The sequence below is a fragment of the Bradyrhizobium sp. LA6.8 genome (assembly GCF_040547935.1).
Taxonomy (GTDB): domain Bacteria; phylum Pseudomonadota; class Alphaproteobacteria; order Rhizobiales; family Xanthobacteraceae; genus Bradyrhizobium; species Bradyrhizobium barranii.
The window spans coordinates 508074-526564 of sequence record NZ_JBEPQQ010000002.1; the positions used below are offsets into that span (position 1 = coordinate 508074).

Genomic DNA, 18491 nt, shown 5'->3' on the forward strand with positions numbered 1-18491 from the left:
ATTTGTCCGGTTCCAGCCAAATTGCCGCAGGCGGGATCAAGCGCTCTCGCCCGGGTTTTCGAGGCTGAACGTCTCCGACTGCTCGTCATATGCGAACAGCTCGCCATAACGTCCCCAGGACACCACGGTCCTGAGCGTCTCGTCCGCATAGTCCTCGGACATGTAGTCCTCGAGCTCGTTGCGGAACCGTGCCGCGGGGGCGGTATGGGAGGGACGTTCGTCGAGCACGCGGCGAATCAATCCCATCACCGGCACGTAAGTGACGAGATGTTCGGCGAACAGCTTCTTGCGTGCGTCGGTTTCGAGATGGGCAAAACGCTTGCCCGTGTCGGTGAGCATCAGGTCGCCTTCGCTCAGCTGGGCGAAGCGCAGCAGTTGCAGGGACTCACCGAGGTGGAGGATCTCGTCGGCCTCGAGCTGGAGCTGGCTTGCGAGCACGGGCAGGTCGGCGTGTCCGTGATAGGGCGGCCCCGCCAGCGTCTCGATCAGGCCCGACAGCACGTTGGACGATACGTGGTGCAGGGTCATGCCGACACCGGAGCCCAGGATGCCTTCGACGGGGGGCGCCTTCGGTTCGGCGCGTTGGGTCATGCGCGCGTAGATGCTGTCGACGAGCTGCCGGAAATGGGGGTCGAGCCGGTTGCGCGGATGCGGCATGTCGACCTTGATCTCGGCGGCGACACGCCCTGGATTGGATGAGAACACCAGGATGCGATCGCACATCAGGACAGCCTCCTCGATATTGTGCGTCACCATCAGGATCGATTTGATCGGCAACCGGCCCTCGATCCAGAGGTCGATCAGGTCCGTGCGCAGCGTCTCGGCCGTGAGGACGTCGAGTGCCGAGAACGGCTCGTCCATCAGCAGGAGGTCGGGATGCACCACCAGCGCGCGGGCGAAGCCGACGCGCTGGCGCATGCCACCCGACAGTTCCTTCGGGAAGGCGGACTCAAACCCGTCAAGGCCGATCAGGTCGATCGCAGCAAGAGCGCGCTTGTGGCGCTCGGTGGCATCGACGCCCAGCGCTTCGAGCCCGAGCTCGACGTTCTGGAGCACGGTCAACCAGGGAAACAACGCGAATGACTGGAACACCATGGCGACGCCGTTCGGTGGCCCGACGATGATCTCGCCGCGACAGGTCGCCTGTCCCGCAGACGGGCTGACCAGACCGGCGATGATCCGCAGCAAGGTGGACTTGCCGGAGCCGGAGCGGCCGAGCAGGCCGACGATCTCGCCCGAGCGGATCGTCAGGTCGACCTTGTCCAGCACCAGGAGCTGTTCGCCGCTGCCTTTCGGGAAGGATCGGCAGACACCGCGGATGTCGATGAGCGGAGAGGGTTGATCGAGCATGAGGGTCTCCTCGTCAGCCGAGCCGCAGGCGACGCTCGCCGAAGGCATAGAGCGGCCGCCAGACCAGACGATTGAACAACGTCACCAGAATGCACATCGTTGCAATTCCGAGCACGACGCGCGGGAAGTCACCGGCTTCCGTGGCGGAAGCAATATAGGCACCGAGCCCGGTGGCCTTCAGATGCGTGTCGCCCCAGCTTGCGACCTCCGCGACGATCGACGCATTCCAGGAGCCGCCGGACGCCGTGATCGCGCCGGTGATGTAATAAGGAAAGACGCCGGGCAGTATCACCTTGAACCACCATCGCCATCCCCGGAGATGGAAGCTGCCGGCGGCTTCGCGCAGATCCGTCGGAAAGGCGCTCGCGCCCGCGATCACGTTGAACAGGATGTACCACTGCGTGCCCAGGATCATCAGCGGGCTCAGCCAGATGTCTGGATTGAGCTTGAAGCTGACAATGGCGACGACAAAGACGGGGAAGGCGAGATTGGCCGGGAAGGCCGCCAGAAACTGGGCCAGCGGCTGGATTCGTTCGGCGAGCTTCGGGCGTAGCCCGATCCACACGCCAACCGGCACCCAGATCAGCGTGGCGAGGGTGATCAGGATGGCGACGCGCAACAACGTGATGAGCCCGTCCCTGATGACGACGAGAACGTCGGACATTCCGAGACTGGCCGAGAGATAGCGATAGGTCAGCCAGGCGGCATAGGCCGTGCCGGCGAGGATCAATGCGATCCAGACCGTATCGACGAGGCGTGACGTCTGGTCTTTACCTGGTGCCGCGGGCGGCAGCTTCGGCAGCGGAATGCGCAAGTTCGAGACCGCGCGGTTCAGCGCCGCGAAAGGAAGGGTCAGCGCACGCAGCGCCCGGGTCCGGCGGAACAGGTCGAGCATCCAGGAGGCCGGCGCCTCGCCTGAGGCGGTCTGCTCGAAGCGGAATTTGTCGGCCCAGGCGACGATGGGGCGGAACAGCAGCTGATCATAGGCGATGATCACGAGCAGCATCGCCAGCATGGCGTAGAGGATCGCCGGCAAATCCTGCTGCTGAATTGCCATCGCGACATAGGAGCCGATGCCCGGCAGCGTCACCGTGGTGTTGCCGACCGTGATCGCCTCCGAGGCCACCACGAAGAACCAGCCGCCCGACATCGACATCATCGCGTTCCAGATCAGGCCGGGCATCGCGAAGGGGACGTCGAGGCGCCAGAAGCGCTGCCAGCCGGACAAATGGAAGCTTTGCGTGGCCTCTTCCAGATCCTTCGGAACGTTGCGGATCGACTGGTACAGGCTGAACGTCATGTTCCAGGCCTGGCTGGTGAAGATCGCGAACACCGAGGCGAGCTCGGCGCCGAGCACCTGCCCCGGAAACAAATTCATGAAGAACACGACGGTGAAGGTGAGGAAGCCCAGGATCGGGACGGATTGCAAAATATCCAGCAGCGGGATCATCACCAATTCGGCTCGCCGGCTCTTGGCTGCGATCGCCGCGTAGATGAAGGTGAAGACCGTCGAACAGACGATGGCTAGAAGCATCCGTAAGACGGTACGCAAGGCGTAAAGCGGAAGGTTTGCCGGATCGAGCGTGACCGGTGCGCGCTCGAGCTCGGACAGCGGCACCGTGGTCTGCTCGCCGCCATAGACGATCAGGACCATGGCGCCGATCACGAGGATCAGCGCCGCGACGTCCCAGACATTGGGGAGTAGCGCCCGGCCGATCGCGGCCGTGCGGATATCTCTCGGCTTCATAGGCCCGCCCTTGGGCTGGAATTTTGGGCTAGAACTCTGCGTGCAGGCGGCCCGAGAAGATCGAGACCGGCCCGCGGTCGGCGTTATAGGCCGGGTTTGTGATCAATTGATAGTCCGCGGTCAGCGTGACGTTCTTGATCACCGAATAGGCATAGTAGGCCTCGAGAATCCGCTCGTTGTTGTAGTTGAGACGGCCGTCGCCGATCAGGAGGCCGATGCCGCCGGCGGCAAGGAAGTCGCGATGCCCGGCCGACAAGCCGTTGATGGCGCCGCCGATGCCGACCGTGTCGTCCGGCCGTCCCCAGCGGCTGCCCTTGATCGACAGGCCGCCGGAGAGACTGCGGTCAATGTCGGTGAATGACAGAATCTGGTTCTGGCCGTCGTTCCAGCTCGCGCGGGCGAATAGCCCGACGTCGTTGACGATCTGTTGCTCGAGATTGACGTAGAAGCCGTATTTGGAGCGGATGCGCTGGGTTGCGGTGGCGATGTCGTTGATGTTGAGCGCAGGGTTGGCGGCCGCCAGTGTCAGGACTTCGCGATAGTTCGCGGTGTTGCCGCCATTGGCAAAGACGCCGACACGCAATTTGCCCGGCTGCTCGAAGATCGAATGGCGCTCTTCGAATTCGACGACCGCGCCGCCCATCTTGTAGACCAGTGTATCGCTGTTGGGCGCATCGGGGACCTGGAACAGTCCGCCGCGCACCGCCCAGTCCTTGCGATTGAGCTCGACCACGGCGCCGCGTGTATAGCCGGGCAGGTCGGCGGGGAAATCGTACGCCCCCGACGACCACATCGCCCAGTTCATGAAGTCGGCGCGCGGGTCTTTTGCATATGAGTTGCCGTCGAAGAAGTCGCCGACGGCAAAGCGGCCGACGATCACGGTCACGCGGTCGATGTCGCGCTTGCCGGCGAGCTGGTTCGGCGCGTCGGCCACCTCTTCCTGCTCGCCGCCGAGGCCGAAGGTCTGCTTGAAGTAGTAGCGCTGCGGACGGATTTTCGGGAACGGTGCGCCGGCCTTCTGGGCTTCGCCGTTGGAGAAGCCGGCAAGTCCGAGCGTGCCATTGAGACCAAAGCCCTGCGCCAGCTCGGGATTGAAGTAGAATTCGCCGCCGTCCCACAGCCGCGCGCCGAGGAACGCGGTCGTCGTCCACGTCGCCTGAAACTGGCCGCTGCCGGGAAGGCTCTGCGGGCTCGCATAGGGCGAGTGGATCGGCCCGTAGCCCTGCGGCAGCACGGTCGTCTGCGCGTGGACATTCCAGTCGCCGGACTCCGGCAGTTTCGTCTTGCCGTTGATCGGCGCCATCCAGGGCGTATCGCCGAAGTGGTAGTTGAGGCCGAGCTTGAACAGGTGGACGCGTGGTTCGACATCGACATTGGCGAGGCCAAAGCCGCTGAGGTCGTAGGTTCGTCGCGACAGCGCGACGTAGTCGTATTCGGCCTTTGCGGTCCAATTGCCGCTGACGGCGAATTCAAGGCCGAGGCCCGCCGTCCACCCGGTTTGATACTTTCCGACCGGAAACAGCTCCGAGACACCGTCGGCATCGTTGATGTTGATATGCGTATGGCCCCAGGCGAAACCGCCGGTGACGAAAGGCATGAAGCGGTCGAAGGCATAGCCGATGCGGCCGCGCACGGTGCCGACATAGTCGATCGTGGTGTTGAAGGGGGTCGGTGACCGTTCATGCGCGACGACGTCGCGCGGACCGGTGAAGGTGGAGTCCGCCTCGATGCCCACCACGACACGGTTTGCGAGCTGGCGATTGTAGCCAAGCTGGTAGCCGCCGGAGAGGCCGGTCGCGCTGGACGGCAGGATCATTCCCTGCTCGGGCAGCGGGTAGGTGCCGGGCCCAAAGCTCGCATCGCCGTAGCCGAAATGGCCGCCGACATAGAAGCCGGTCCAGTCGTAGAGGGTCTTCGCCGTTCGTGCCTTCAACGGCAGATCGGCGGCAAAGCCTGCATCGGGAAGAATCAGCACGCCCGAGGCAATCGCCGCGGCCGTTCGCAAATACCGGTGTCGGTGACCTCTCAACTTCAAAACGCACGCCCCCAAACGCGAATGTGTCCCATTCGCCGCGATATCCCTGCAGATTCGCGGCGACCCTGTCACGAAGTCTTGGTTGTTCACGCGATCGGACCAGACGATCCCGATTCGACGCGATTTCTTCCCAAGCCCCTGTGCTTGTTACAAACCTTATTGCGATTAATTCGCAATAGCAACTGGCACGGATTGCCGCAGCGGATGGTTCGCACTCTTGTGTGACGGAGCTGCAACAAATTCTCAGGTGCAAAATGAATGACCCGCCCGGGGGGACAGCCGGGCGGGTCGGGGGCACGACACGGGGTGGATGAGGCGCCCGTGTCGAACGCGGGATCCACGTGAGATCGGCCTCAGGTACTCAAATCAGTAGCAAGTACGAACGCGGCCAACGTACTGGCCGAAGGCGTTGTACTGGGCGACCCAGCCGCAGCGGTGATAGCCGTAGTAATAGGGGTCGTTGCTGGCGGCGATCGCGGAGCCGACGACGGCGGCGGTGGCGATGCCGGCACCCACACCCCAGACCCAGCCGGGCTGCTTGGCTTCGGCCGAGGAGGTGGTGGACACGATGCTGCCGGTGACGGCGAGGGCAGCGAGCGCGACGGCGGCAATCCTGGTCTTGATCGACATGTGAAACTCCATCCGGGTTGAGGCGGTCCGTTGTGGTCCGCGTGCCCAGTTGGACGGAGGCTTGTCGCGTCCGGTTCGAATCCCGCAAAAGCGGGCGTGCAGCCAGGATGTTTCCTGAATGATTCCAGTCGGATGCGAGCTAGCCGAGAGGCCCTTTGGCGAGCCTGTTCACGTCGAAGTTATCGACCTCGGCCAGCAGCTCGCAGAAAGCCGCCGCGCCCTGATCGAGCAGCTGCGCGCCCTTCTCGGGGACGGCCAGCGTCGCGTTGCCGATCGCGCCGCTCGTGTGGAGATCCTGCGCCTGCCAGGCGAACGGCGCGGGCCGCTGTGTCGACAGCCAGCGATACTGCTTTTCCATGGCGATGCTGCTCGCGGGAAAATCCGCGATCGCATCCTTGCGCACCTGATCGGGATAGCGTGCCAGCATGATCGACGTCTCGACGGCGCCGCCGTGAATGCCGTGGCGCACCTCATCGGCCGGGAACAGTTTCTCCGCGCCCGACAGCCGCGACCACGACGTCGTCACCACAAAGAGCTTGTGATGCGCGCGAAGATCCTGCGCGACCAGCATCATTGCCGCGCTGTTGCCGCCATGGCTGGTGATGATGACGAGCTTCTTCACGCCGCGCCGCGCGATGTCCTCGCCGATTGCGGTCCATCGCTTCAGCGCCACCTCGGTCGGCAGCGTCTGCGTGCCCGGATAGTCGATATGCTCGGTGGAAATCCCGACCGGTTCAACGGGCAGGAACGTCGCCGGAACATTTGCGGGCAACAGCTCGCGCACGCGCGCGAGATACGCGTCCGCGATCAGCACGTCGGTCTCGAGCGGCAGATGCGGGCCGTGCTGCTCGGTCGCCGCCAGCGGCAGCACCGCGATCCAGCGCGACACGTCCGCAAGGCTCCCATCGGCCCAGTTGATGTCGATCCAGTCGCGAGACGGCGTCATCGTGGTTTCTTTGCCCGAATTTGTCGCGTATTTTGGGGTTATCAGGGGACGCGGGCCTGGCCGGCTCGCGTCCCCGAACTTCATGCGGTTCTATCGCGTTGCCTTCACATCGGCCAGCCACGATCGACGGAGTGCCATCATGACCCCCTCTCATCTGCGGCGAGCGTTAACGGCGGGCTTGATGGCCGCTTTCGTCTCTCTCGCGCCGGTGCGCGCCGAGACGCTGGACAAGGTCACCTTCGGCACCAACTGGGTCGCCGAGGCCGAGCATGGCGGTTTCTTCCAGGCGGTCGCCGACGGCACCTACAAGAAATACGGGCTCGACGTCACCATTGTTCCCGGCGGTCCGAACGAGAACAACCGGATGCTGCTGATCGCCGGCAAGATCGATTTCTTCATGGCCGCGAACACGCTGATGTCGTTCGACGCGGTGGCGAATAACGTCCCCGTCGTCACCATCGCAGCGGTCTTCCAGAAGGATCCGCAGGTGATGCTGACGCAGCCGGACGCCAAGGTCGCCAAGATCGAGGATCTCAAGCCGCTGACCTTGTTCGTCTCCAAGGAGGGTATGACCAGCTACTTCCAGTGGCTGAAGTCCGAATACGGCTTCAACGAGAAGAACGTCCGTCCCTACAATTTCAATCCGCAGCCCTTCATCGCCAACCCCAAGAGCGCGATGCAGGGCTACGTCACCTCCGAGCCCTTCGCGGTCGAGAAGGCCGCCGGCTTCAAGCCGAATGTGCTGCTGCTTGCCGATTACGGCTTCAACACCTATTCGACCCTGATCGAGACGCGCCGCGACATGGTCGAGAAGAAGCCGGACCTGGTGCAGCGCTTCGTCGATGCCTCCATGGTCGGCTGGTACAATTACATCTACCGCGACAATTCCGCCGGCAATGCCATGATCAAGAAGCTCAACCCGGAGATGACTGACGAGCTGCTCGCCTATTCCGTCGCCAAGATGAAGGAATACGGCATCGTCGATTCCGGCGAGTCCTTGAAGAACGGCATCGGCGCGATGAGCGACGAGCGCTACACGTCCTTCTTCAACAAGATGGTGAAGGCCGGCGTCGTGAAGGCGGATCTCGACTTCCGCAAGTCCTATACGCTGCGCTTCGTCAACAAGGGCGTCGGCGTCGAGCTGCGCCCGAGCAAGCCGTAGCGCAAGGTCCATGTCATCCGCCAAAAGCTCGTCCGGGGTCGAGGCCGGCCTGACGGCTCTCGCCGTCAGCCTGCGCGGCGTGACGAAGGCGTATGACAATAGCGTCATGGCGCTCGGCCCGCTCGACCTTGCTGTTCGCAAGGGCGAGTTCATCTCGCTGCTGGGCCCGTCCGGTTGCGGCAAGTCCACTGCGCTGCGCCTGATCGCAGAGCTCAGCGCGCCATCGTCCGGCATCGTGCGGGTGGCGCGCCACGAGGGCGATGTGCTGCCGGGTCATGGCATCGGCTTCGTGTTCCAGGAGCCGACGCTGATGCCCTGGACCAGCGTGCGCGAGAATGTGCGGCTGCCCTTGAGGCTCGCAGGCGTTCCGAAGGCGGAGGCGCGCGCGCGGGCCGATGAGGCGTTGGCCAGCGTGGGTCTTGCCGATTTCGCCGATGCTTTCCCGCGCGAGCTCTCCGGCGGCATGAAGATGCGGGTGTCGCTGGCGCGTGCGCTCGTCACCGACCCTGATATCCTCCTGATGGATGAGCCGTTCGCCGCGCTCGACGAGATCACGCGCTTTCGCCTCAACAACGACCTGCTTGCGCTGTGGCGAGCCCTGGGCAAGACCGTCATCTTCGTCACCCATTCGGTGTTCGAATCCGTCTATCTGTCGCAGCGGGTCGTGGTCATGACCGCGCGGCCCGGCCGCATCCAGGCCGATATCCGCATCGAGACGGTCGAGCCGCGCGGTGAGGAGTTTCGGACCTCGGCCGCCTATTCCAATTATTGCCGGAAAGTGTCGGCCGCGCTGGCGCCGTCCTATTCGGGGCAATCGATGCTATGAACGCGCAAGCTACCGTCACCGCAAAACCATCCGGCGCGCAACGCGCGATGCGCTTCGTGCTTCCCGTCATCGTGTTCGCAGCCGGACTCGCGGCCTGGGAACTGGTCGTCCGCATCAAGGACATCCCGCCTTACGTTCTGCCGGCGCCCTCCGTCATCTTCCTGACGCTGATCAAGGACTGGGCGGTGCTGTCACAATCGCTCGCGACCACGCTGCTGACCACGCTCGAAGGTTTTGTCGCTGCCAGCATCGGCGGCATCGCGCTGGCGCTGCTGTTCAACCAGTCGAAATGGGTGGAATATTCGCTATTCCCCTATGCAATCGTCCTCCAGGTGACTCCTGTCATCGCGATTGCACCGCTGCTTCTGATCTATCTGGAGCAGCAGACCGCGGTCGTGGTCTGCGCCTTCATCGTTGCCTTTTTTCCGGTGCTGTCCAACACCACGCTCGGGCTGAATTCGGTCGATCGCAACCTTGCCGGCCTGTTCCAGCTCTATGGCGCCTCGCCGCCGCAAACCCTGCGCTTCCTGAAGCTGCCGGCGGCGCTGCCCTATATCCTCGGGGGCCTGCGCATTGCCGGCGGCCTGTCGCTGATCGGCGCGGTTGTGGCCGAAATCGCGGCCGGCACCGCCGGCGCGGGCTCCGGGCTCGCCTACAGGATCGCCGAATCCGGCTATCGATTGAACATACCCCGCATGTTCGCAGCGCTGCTGCTGTTGTCGCTGGCCGGGATTGTCATCTATGGGGTGCTGGCGCTAGTTTCCCACCTCGTTTTACGGCGCTGGCACGAGAGCGCGCTTGGAAAGGAAAACTGATGACTACCGGTTCGATTTCGTCCGAAAAGATCGACCTTCTGATCTATGGGCCGGTGCGGCCAATTCTCGACAACGGTTTTTCCGATCATTTCGTCGTGCACAAGGCGGAGACCCGGGGCGATCTCGAGCGGCTGACACCGGCGATCCGCGAAAAAATCCGTGGCGTGGCGGTGACCTATCACACGGTGCGCGCCGACAGGGACTCGCTGTCGCAATTGCCCAAGATCGAGATGGTGGCGAGCTTCGGCGTCGGCTACGACCATATCGACGCCAAATACGCGGCTGAGCACAACATCATCGTCACCAACACGCCCGACGTGCTGACCGAGGAGGTCGCCGACGTCGCGATGGGCCTTCTGATCTCCACCGTGCGTGAGTTCATCAAGGCCGACCGCTACGTCCGCTCCGGCCTCTGGCAGACGCAGAACTATCCGCTCAGCGTCGGCTCGCTGCGCGACCGCAAGGTCGGCATCGTCGGCATGGGCCGGATCGGCCAGGCGATCGCGCGCCGGCTCGATGCCTCGCTGGTGCCGGTGGTCTACCACTCCCGCAATCCGTCGAAGGATGTCTCCTACAAGCACTATCCCGATCTGATCGAGATGGCGAAGGCAGTGGACACGCTGATGGTGATCGTGCCCGGCGGCGCCTCGACCAACAAGATGATCAATGCCGAGGTGCTGAAGGCGCTCGGTCCGCGCGGCGTGCTGGTCAACGTGGCCCGCGGTTCGGTGGTCGACGAGGCGGCGCTGGTCCAGGCGCTGAAATCAGGCACCATCCTCGCCGCCGGTCTCGACGTGTTCGCGGCCGAGCCGAGCGTGCCGGACGAGCTCAAGACCATGCAGAACGTCGTGCTGCTGCCGCATATCGGCTCGGCGTCGGTGGTGACGCGCAACGCGATGGATCAGCTCGTGGTCGACAACCTCAAGTCCTGGTTCGCCGGCAAGGCGCCGTTGACGCCGGTTGCGGAAACGCCGTTCAAGGGGCGCTGATGAGAGGTCTTCGGGTCGTTGCATTCGCCGTCGCGGCCGGCGTGGCCGCGATCGGCATCGCGCATGCGCAGGATGCGACGACCCTGAAGAAGACGATGCCCGGGCAGTGGGAGCTCTCGACCACCGAGCGCAGCAAGACCTGCGTCGTCACGATGAAAGGCGATGCCGCGGGGCAGGGCTTCAAGCTGGAGCTGGAGCCGGCCTGCAAGACCACGCTGCCCTTTACGAAGGACATCGTCGCCTGGAGCGTCAGGGGCCTCGACATCGTTCGTTTGCAGGACGCGACCGGTGAAGCCGTGATCGACTTCACCGAGGTCGAGGCCGGCTTCTTCGAAGGCCTGCGGCAGGGCGAGGGCGTCTACATCCTCCAGGACCTCGCCGCCGCCCGCTCGATGGCCAAGTCGATGGACCAGATGATCGGCGACTGGTCGATGGTGCGCGGCAACGGCCAGCCGGTGTGCGGGCTGACGCTGACCAACACGGAAGCCGGCCCGGACAATTTCCAGGTCTTCGTCAAGCCGAAATGCGATCCGGCGATTGCTCAGTTCAATCCGGCGCAATGGCGGCTCGAGCGCGGCCAGATCGTCCTGATGTCGAAATCAGGCGAGGCCTGGCAGTTCGAGGCCGACGACAACGCGCAATGGCGGCGCGTCCCCGATACCGCCGATCCCCTGATCATGCTGCGGCAATAATTCTTCCGGTCGATGTCGATTTAGCCAAGGCTCAATCGTCACATCCATAGCGAGCCGGTTTGCAGCCGGAGCGGCTGCTGCTCGCCAAGGGAGTTTTTCATGCGCTTCATGTACATCGTCACCTCCAGCCAGCCGATGGCTGCCCCGAGCCCGGCGCTGATGGAGGCTATGCAGAACATATCCGAGCGGGAGATCAAGGCCGGTCGAATGATCGACAATGGCGGCCTGATGCCGCTTGCGACCGGCGCACGGGTGCGAATCGTCGACGGCGAGCTCAGCGTCATCGACGGCCCCTTCGTCGAGGCCAAGGAAGTGATCGGCGGCTATGCCATTTTCGAGCTGCGCGACAAGGCGGAAGCCGTGGCCATGGCGAAGGAATTCATGCAGCTGCACCTCGATCACATGCCGGGCTGGGAGGGGACCTGCGAATTACGGGCATTCGCCACGCCGGGCGTGGAGATCGCCTGCCAGGTCGACGCGCAGTCCAGGGTGGCTGCCCACGCCTGATGGACACCACCGCTCGTCCTGGAGCGTTTTCGAGCGAAGTGGATACCGGTTCGCGCAAAGAAAACGCGTCAAAACAAGAATCTAGAGCCCCGTTCCGATTCCATCGGAACGGAAAGGGCTCTGGTCGGCGGCGATGACGACCGCCGACATCGATCGCGAGATCCGCGCCGCGATTCACGCAACCTGGCGCGTCGCGCAGCCACGGCTGATCGCCACGCTGTCGCGTATGCTGCGGGACGTGCCGCTGGCGGAGGAATTGACCCAGGACGCACTGGTCGCAGCGCTGGAAGCCTGGCCGCACAGCGGGGTGCCGGACAATCCCGGCGCCTGGCTGGTTGCGACGGCCAAGCGCCGCGGGCTCGATCATCTGCGCCGGGCAAAAATGCTCACCCGCAAGCAGGACCTGCTGACGCACGAGCTGATGCAGGAGCAGGACGCGATGCCGGATTTCGACGCCGCCCTCGACGACGACATCGGTGACGAATGGTTGCGGCTGATCTTCACGGCCTGTCACCCGCTGCTGCCGCGGCAGGCGCGCGCGGCGCTGGCCTTGCGTATGATCTGCGGCCTGACCACCGACGAGATCGCGCGCGCCTTCCTGGTCACGGAGGCAACCATCGCGCAGCGCATCGTCCGCGCCAAGCGCACGCTGTCGCGGTCGGGCCTGAGCTACGAGATCCCGAGCGGCGAGGCGCTTTCGGAGCGTCTCGCCTCGGTGCTCGAGGTCGTCTATCTCATCTTCAACGAGGGCTATTCGGCCTCGGGCGGCGAGGAGTGGCTGCGGCCGCAGCTGTGCGACGAGGCTCTGCGCATGGGGCGGGTGCTGGTCGGGCTCGCGCCTCTCGAGCCCGAGGTCCACGGTCTCATGGCACTGATGGAGCTGAGCGCCGCGAGGAAGCAGGCGCGCACGGGCATCGATGGCGAGCCCATCCTGCTCATGGACCAGGACCGCAGGCTGTGGGACCGGCGCCAGATTGGCGGCGGTCTTCGCGCGCTCGATCGCGCGCGCGAGCTCGGTGGTGCCGGCCGGTTCTATACGCTGCAGGCCGCGATCGTCGCGTGCCACGCGACGGCGGAGACGGCCGTTGCCACCGACTGGCGCCGCATCGCGGAGCTCTATGGCCAGCTCGCGGCGCTGGTGCGCTCGCCGGTGATCGAGCTCAACCGGGCGGTCGCGCTTGGCATGGCCGAAGGGCCGCAGGCCGGTCTCGATCTCGTGGACATGATCGCGGACGAACCGGCGCTCGGGACTTACCACCATCTCCATTCTGTCCGCGGCGACCTCCTGGAGAAGCTCGGTCGCTTCGCCGAGGCGCGACGATCGTTCGAGACCGCAGCGCGTCTCACGAACAATGCGCGCGAGCGCGTGTTGATGGAGCGGCGAGCGGCAGCCATTGCCGATGCCGACGGCTGAAGACGCAAACGGCTTTACGTCGTCGGCTTCGGCGGCGGCGCGGTGCCTTGCGCCCACTTCTCGAACTTGCCGAGCACGCCCCAGGCCGTGAGCGCCAGCGAGATCGGCATCGCGAACTGGCCGAGGCCCGGCACCGCCGATACGATCGTTCCGAGCAGTCCGGCAATACCGCCTGCATTCGGGCTCGCGGTCACCGAAGAGAGCAGCGCAGTGAGCACCGAGCCGCCGATGCCGAGTGCCGTCTTCTTGCCGTCGAGCAGCTTGCCGATGGTCTCGCCGAGCGCGCCGTTGACCTGGCCGAGCACCGGCTTGCCGTCCTTGTTGAGCAGCGTGCTGAGCAGGTCGACGACCTGCTTCAACTGATCGACGGGGGTTGGATTGGTCGGGCTGACCGGTCCTGGCACGGGCGCCGTCTTGTTGATGAGGGAGAAGAGCCGTTCGAACAGGCTGATCGGATCGTTGGTGGCGGGCAGCGTGTTGCCCGGTGTCGTCGTTCCCGGTGTTACGCCGCCGGCTGACGGTCGCAGCAAGTGTGCGAGGTCCTCCAGCCGCTTCAGGATCTTGGACAGATCGCCGCTCTGCACGGAACCTCCCGCCTGCGTTGCACGCGTGAGCGCCGCGACCGTGGCCCCGTCGAGAAGCCCGGTATCCCTCAGGCCGTTCTGCTGCTGAAACTGCGAAACCGCGGCCCCGGTCTTCGGTCCGCTGATGCCGTCCTCGGCGAGCGGCGGATTGGCGCCGAGCTTGTTGAGCGCCTGCTGCATCAGAACAATCGTCGACGCCGCATCGTCCTCGGGCTCAGTGCGGCCGGCGAATTGCGGGCTGCCGTCGAGGGTGATCGAGGAATCGAGCGACATCATCGCATGCAGGATCACCGCCGTGCCGAGCTGGGAATCGACGTGGTTCGAGTCGAACACGTGGTCGCGGACGAATTTGCCGGCCCTCGCCTCGGGCGGGCCGTACAGTGTCGAACCGCCATAGAGGTAAGGCGAATTGCAGCCCTTCGAGTGATAGCCGAAGCCGTTGAACGCCTCGAGCCGGAACAGCATCCGCGCGATGCCCCAGTCGTGGGCGCCGATGAAATTCTCGATTCTGAACGCGTCCACGGCGCCGTCCACGAACGTGGTAAAGGGGCCGCGCCCCTTCGGAACGATGGTCGTCACGCGATGAAGCGTTTCGCCGTTGCCGAGATAGGTGTCGAAATCGAAGTTGGATTCGCGGTAGTGGCAGAGCGCGGCAAAATACCAGGGGACTCCGGTCAACCGCTCGATCTGCTGATAGGTCGCCTTGCCGTTGATCGCCTTGCGCGCGACGCCATTCGCGTCGCCGAGGCGGGAAGGCCGGATCTCGAGATCGGCCCAATTCCGCTCGTACTCGCTTTTCAGACTCTCGAATGAGACCATCTTCCGCTCCCGAAAATTGATGAATTATCGAAATTTCGTGCAAGTCAGATATGGACCAGGTGCCGTGATCGGGTGTGACTCCAACGTGATCAACGGCAAATGTGGCAGGTTGCCGGCCCGGCGCATGTGAAATGGCTTACAGCCTGGGCGGGAAAATGTGCCGCAGGGCCGGACCCGCGCCGTCGCCGGCAGCGCGAACCGCCAGTGGGGGAACCGGCGTGTTCGTTCGTCCGTTAGCATTTTAGACGATGCGGTAGGGAGCCCTGCATGGCCAAGCGTGTCCTCGCGATCGGCATCGAACCCGGCAGTGCGGATTACAACGCATTTCCGCAGCTCACGCCGGAGCTCGTGCGCCATTACATCGAAGCGCAATTGCTGCGCCTGCGTGATCTCGGCTACGAGGTCACGAGCTGCCTGATCGATCTCGACGCGACCGCGGAAGCCGGCGTCACGGCCGCGCTGCGCGACGAGCGCTTCGACTGCATCGTGATCGGCGCGGGGCTGCGCGAGCCGAAAGAGCGCCTGCTGCTGTTCGAGAAGGTGCTCAACCTCGTCCACCGCGTGGCGCCTGACGCTGCGATCTGCTTCAACTCCACGCCGGCCGACACCGCCGAGGCCGTGCAGCGCTGGATCGATCCCTGACGTCCGATCGGCCGGCCTGTGCATCGCTCGCGGCATGGTTTGAGCCGTCTTCGCGCTGCGCCTCCGGCGCCATCGCGTAGGCGTCGCGAGCCGCGCCGCCGGCTATTTGTCTGGTCCGAATCCGCTTCCGGCGCTATGACTGGCTCATCACAGGGAGGGCGAGCATGCTTCGAGGTCTTCGCATTGGAAGTTTTGGAATCGCGGCATGTCTGACGGTCGCGATGGCGATGCCGGCGCATGAGGCTGCGGCCCAGGATGCCATCGGCGGCGCGATCATCGGCGGTGTCGGCGGGGCGATCCTCGGCGGCGCGATCGGCGGCGGACGCGGCGCTGCAATCGGCGCGGTCGTCGGTGCCGGCACGGGCGCTGCGATCGCCTCCGAGGGCGAGCGTCGCCGCTCCGGCTACTACGCCTATCAGCGCGGCTGCTACATGCAGCGTCCCGACGGCTATTACGTCCAGGTCAGCCAACGCTATTGCTATTGATCGATCAGCCGCCGGCGTCGCAGGATCGATGGCGGCCGGCAGTAGATTGGACGCGGAGGGGTGAGTATCGGCCGGCGAGCCGCTCTCCCGAGCCGGTGGTTCGCATGAGCATCCGATCTCGCATATGCCGGTGGCTGATCGCCGCGGTCGTGGCCAGCGATCTGGTCGGGGCCGGGACTGCCCGGGCGCAACAGATTCCAGCCGACGAACCGGCGTTTACGGCTTTCGTGGCCGAGCGCATCCGCGCCGAGATGCGTGACACCCCGGTCGTGATCAAGGGACCGCTGACGCTGTCGGTCGGCCCTCTGCAAACCAACCTCGACCGCATCTACGCCTTCTGCAAGGCCAACACCGGCGGCTGCGCCAGGGAGATCGGCGCCTATGTCAGCGGCGTCAAGGCAACGGCGAGCAGCCGGAACGATCCGCCGACCCGAGCAGCCCTTCGCGTGGTCGTACGCTCGGCTGACTACATGCGGCAGGCGCTTCGGGAGGTCGATGCGCGCGGCCCGGCGCTGACGCGGCCCCTGGCGGAGGGGCTGGTGATCGTCCCGGTGCTGGACTCGCCGCGGGCGGTCAAGGTGTTCAACGACAAGGATCGTGCCGCGCTCGGCTTGACGCAGGACCAGGTCTTCGACATCGCCATCGCCAATCTGCGCAGCAGCGTGAAGCCGCTCACGACGGTCGCAAAAGCGGTCCCATCAGGACAATTCGGCACGTTGACGGGGGACTATTATCAGACCAGTCGGCTCGCGCTGGTCGACAGCTGGGCGCCGCTCGCGCAGGCTCAGGGCGGTGTCCTGATCGTCGCGGCGCCGTCGGCCGATCTCTTGCTCTATGCAAGCGAAGACAGCAGTGCCGCGATCGACGCGCTGCGGACGCTGGCCAGGAACATGATGGCGCGCGCGCCGAAGCCGTTGTCCGGTAGCTTGCTGCGCTGGACGCCGAAGGGCTGGCAGTCCGTTCGGTGAGATGCTCTCTCGCGGGGCCGGCCGCTCTGCTCAACTCTTGCCGGGGTCTGCCGGCATGATCTGGAGCAGCGGCTCCGGTTGGATCGAGATCTGGCCGGCGAACGGCCGGTCGTGCGCAGCGATGAGCAGGACGGAGGTGGCGACGCCGGTGGCGAACAGGCCCATCGCGATCGCCGATCCCAGCCGGTTGTCGCAATGAACAAGGCCGATCACCAATAGCGCGCAGGCCGCCTGGAGATACAGGCACCACCATTTGACCGGGTTCACCGCGGCGAGGCTGACGATGATCCGCTGCCGCCGCGCATCCAGGGCCTGCTCCAGCGCGGCGATGAGCTCGCGCTGCACATTCGCCTGCCCGGGGCCTTGCGGCGTCATCGCAACGACGAACTGCAGGGCTTCGGCGAGCGCCGGCGGCGTGACCTTCAGCGACACCTCCTGATGCGCCATCATCGGCCATTCCACCGCGACGGCCTGCCCGACATAGTCGCGCACCAGGCCGCGCAGCTTCGTCTCCTGCTCCGCCGGCAGGCCGGCGGCCAGCAGCACGGCGCTGCGTAGCGCACTGGCCTCGCGGCTCACCGCGGCGCTGGCGCGGTCGCTGTCGCCCCAGACCTGCGCGGCGATGAAGGCGACGAACAGGCCGAAGATGATGCCGAGCACCGGCAGCATGCCCGGCGAGATCGCCTTCAGCGACTTCGCGCGCTCCTCCGTTGCAGCCCTCGCGATGCCTGCGAAGATGGCCGCGGCGAGCAGGTACGTGAATCCAAAGATCACCAGCGCCATTGCAGGCACCGGCAGATTGTGCAGCCAGTCGCTCATGCTGCTGTTGTCACTTGATTCGAAGCCCTAGATCAACCGCATCCGCGCAGGCCGGCGTGGCCGCTCGTGCCGACGACGAACCACGATGCAGCCCGGAATTGTCGTCATTTGAGCTGCGCGCAACAATTAGCACGGCGCGGCTGCGGCGCGATCAAGGGAGACGGAATGAGGACCCTTCGAGAATTTCTCGCTCCGGTCTACGGCTGGTTTACCGAGGGCTTCGACACCCGTGACCTGAGTTGAGCAAAGGCGTTGTTGGAGGAGTTCGCGACGCCGTAAGTGGAAATAGCGCCCGCTTGCTCATTTCGTAAACGGGCGCTGTCTTCCATTACAAAGATGTTAGTTCTTTGCTTCTTTGGGTGCTGGCGGATTCTGCGGAATAAAGGTGTGGGCCTTGGTCTTCCAGTTCCCGTCAGCTTGTTTAAGCAGAACGCGCAACGTGTGCCCGCTCATCGCCCGTACCTCGCCCCCGCCCTTGACTTGATTCACAGTCCAACTCGACAGGAGGTACGCGAGATTTCCATCGGCGCGGGTCTCAATTATCTCGAAGGTGTGATCCTTGAAGCCCGCTTTGATGGCACCCTCCCAAAATTGCTTGATTGCCTCAGGCCCAACTGCGACCGGGGAGCCTCCTGGTACCAAGATAGCATCGTCAGTGTACATGGCTGGAAATGCCGCGGTATTTGGAGTGTTAAATGCGTTCAGCCATTGTTGGTTGGAAACTTCCATCGCTGTACGAAGATCATCCGCCCTTGCAGATGAGCCCCACATCAGAAGCGGGAGAAGCAATGCGAAGACCAATGATTTCGCACTCATTTTCCTCTCCTATTGTCTGCCATTGAGAAAATGAAGTCAGGAAAACAGACAGAGGTTATCCCATGCCGTTGGTTCGCGAAATGCCAGAAATGTGCGGGAGACTCACCCGGTGAAGCTAGTTTATCCGGTGGCAATATAGCCGCGCGCGCCTCGTCGAGATGCAGGAACAGCTATTTCTGATCCAGACGAACAGCGCCGAAATCCCGGAAGCGGATAGCAACGTCAGCAGTTCTGACGGAGCTAGT

18 protein-coding genes are annotated in these 18491 nt (G+C 64.3%); 10 read left to right on the forward strand and 8 right to left on the reverse strand.

Annotated features, from left to right (window positions below; genetic code table 11):
* Positions 1-36: 36 nt before the first annotated feature.
* The 5 genes from ABIA90_RS09515 to ABIA90_RS09535 all read right to left on the reverse strand — a co-directional run bounded on the left by ABIA90_RS09515 (position 37) and on the right by ABIA90_RS09535 (position 6708).
* Positions 37-1350, reverse strand: coding sequence for an ABC transporter ATP-binding protein (locus tag ABIA90_RS09515; protein WP_354118640.1), 1314 nt, complete (start codon positions 1348-1350; stop codon positions 37-39).
* 13 nt (positions 1351-1363) lie between these two features.
* Positions 1364-3097 carry an ABC transporter permease gene (locus ABIA90_RS09520; protein WP_354118641.1) on the reverse strand — a complete coding sequence of 578 codons (1734 nt, stop codon included), beginning with the start codon at positions 3095-3097 and terminating at the stop codon, positions 1364-1366.
* A 28-nt stretch (positions 3098-3125) separates the two neighbouring features.
* Complete coding sequence (locus ABIA90_RS09525; RefSeq protein WP_354118642.1) at positions 3126-5072, reverse strand: carbohydrate porin; 1947 nt, start codon at positions 5070-5072, stop codon at positions 3126-3128.
* Positions 5073-5498: 426 nt separating this feature from the next.
* The gene (locus tag ABIA90_RS09530) at positions 5499-5762 is read right to left on the reverse strand and encodes a hypothetical protein (RefSeq protein WP_063980696.1); all 264 of its coding nucleotides are present in this window, start codon (positions 5760-5762) and stop codon (positions 5499-5501) included.
* Positions 5763-5901: 139 nt separating this feature from the next.
* Positions 5902-6708 carry a creatininase family protein gene (locus ABIA90_RS09535; RefSeq protein WP_354118643.1) on the reverse strand — a complete coding sequence of 269 codons (807 nt, stop codon included), beginning with the start codon at positions 6706-6708 and terminating at the stop codon, positions 5902-5904.
* A gap of 139 nt (positions 6709-6847) precedes the next feature.
* On the opposite strand from ABIA90_RS09535, the gene ABIA90_RS09540 reads away from it, so the two are divergent.
* The 7 genes from ABIA90_RS09540 to ABIA90_RS09570 all read left to right on the forward strand — a co-directional run bounded on the left by ABIA90_RS09540 (position 6848) and on the right by ABIA90_RS09570 (position 13113).
* Positions 6848-7870, forward strand: coding sequence for an ABC transporter substrate-binding protein (locus tag ABIA90_RS09540; protein WP_354118644.1), 1023 nt, complete (start codon positions 6848-6850; stop codon positions 7868-7870).
* A 10-nt stretch (positions 7871-7880) separates the two neighbouring features.
* Positions 7881-8696 (forward strand): ABC transporter ATP-binding protein, encoded by an 816-nt coding sequence (locus ABIA90_RS09545; RefSeq protein WP_354118645.1) that lies wholly within the window; start codon positions 7881-7883, stop codon positions 8694-8696.
* Positions 8693-9511, forward strand: coding sequence for an ABC transporter permease (locus ABIA90_RS09550; protein WP_085402677.1), 819 nt, complete (start codon positions 8693-8695; stop codon positions 9509-9511). The genes ABIA90_RS09545 and ABIA90_RS09550 overlap by 4 nt, the downstream gene beginning before the upstream one ends.
* Positions 9511-10500 (forward strand): 2-hydroxyacid dehydrogenase, encoded by a 990-nt coding sequence (locus ABIA90_RS09555; RefSeq protein WP_063980700.1) that lies wholly within the window; start codon positions 9511-9513, stop codon positions 10498-10500. The genes ABIA90_RS09550 and ABIA90_RS09555 overlap by 1 nt, the downstream gene beginning before the upstream one ends.
* Positions 10500-11192, forward strand: a complete 693-nt coding sequence (locus ABIA90_RS09560; protein WP_354118646.1) for an AprI/Inh family metalloprotease inhibitor — start codon at positions 10500-10502, stop codon at positions 11190-11192. The genes ABIA90_RS09555 and ABIA90_RS09560 overlap by 1 nt, the downstream gene beginning before the upstream one ends.
* A 99-nt stretch (positions 11193-11291) precedes the next feature.
* Positions 11292-11699, forward strand: coding sequence for a YciI family protein (locus tag ABIA90_RS09565; RefSeq protein WP_063980702.1), 408 nt, complete (start codon positions 11292-11294; stop codon positions 11697-11699).
* A gap of 133 nt (positions 11700-11832) precedes the next feature.
* Positions 11833-13113 carry an RNA polymerase sigma factor gene (locus ABIA90_RS09570; RefSeq protein WP_354118647.1) on the forward strand — a complete coding sequence of 427 codons (1281 nt, stop codon included), beginning with the start codon at positions 11833-11835 and terminating at the stop codon, positions 13111-13113.
* A 14-nt stretch (positions 13114-13127) separates the two neighbouring features.
* Here ABIA90_RS09570 and ABIA90_RS09575 read toward each other — a convergent pair whose 3' ends face one another.
* Positions 13128-14516, reverse strand: coding sequence for a peptidoglycan-binding protein (locus tag ABIA90_RS09575; RefSeq protein WP_354118648.1), 1389 nt, complete (start codon positions 14514-14516; stop codon positions 13128-13130).
* Positions 14517-14783: 267 nt separating this feature from the next.
* Between ABIA90_RS09575 and ABIA90_RS09580 the strand changes: the two genes are divergently transcribed.
* The 3 genes from ABIA90_RS09580 (at position 14784) to ABIA90_RS09590 (ending at position 16611) form a co-directional block, all read left to right on the forward strand.
* On the forward strand, positions 14784-15158 hold the full coding sequence (locus ABIA90_RS09580; RefSeq protein WP_354118649.1) for a hypothetical protein: 375 nt from the start codon (positions 14784-14786) through the stop codon (positions 15156-15158).
* A gap of 164 nt (positions 15159-15322) precedes the next feature.
* A complete protein-coding gene (locus ABIA90_RS09585) occupies positions 15323-15643 on the forward strand; it encodes a YMGG-like glycine zipper-containing protein (protein WP_354118650.1) in 321 nt (106 codons plus the stop codon).
* Between the two features lie 104 nt (positions 15644-15747).
* Entirely contained in the window at positions 15748-16611 is an 864-nt protein-coding gene (locus ABIA90_RS09590) for a DUF1444 domain-containing protein (RefSeq protein ID WP_354118651.1), read from the forward strand.
* 30 nt (positions 16612-16641) lie between these two features.
* Here the strand turns inward: ABIA90_RS09590 and ABIA90_RS09595 are convergent, their stop codons facing one another.
* Positions 16642-17430: a bestrophin-like domain gene (locus tag ABIA90_RS09595; protein WP_063980707.1), complete on the reverse strand. Its 789-nt coding sequence runs from the start codon at positions 17428-17430 to the stop codon at positions 16642-16644.
* A 339-nt stretch (positions 17431-17769) separates the two neighbouring features.
* Positions 17770-18246, reverse strand: coding sequence for a YybH family protein (locus ABIA90_RS09600; RefSeq protein WP_354118652.1), 477 nt, complete (start codon positions 18244-18246; stop codon positions 17770-17772).
* Between the last annotated feature and the right edge of the window lie 245 nt (positions 18247-18491).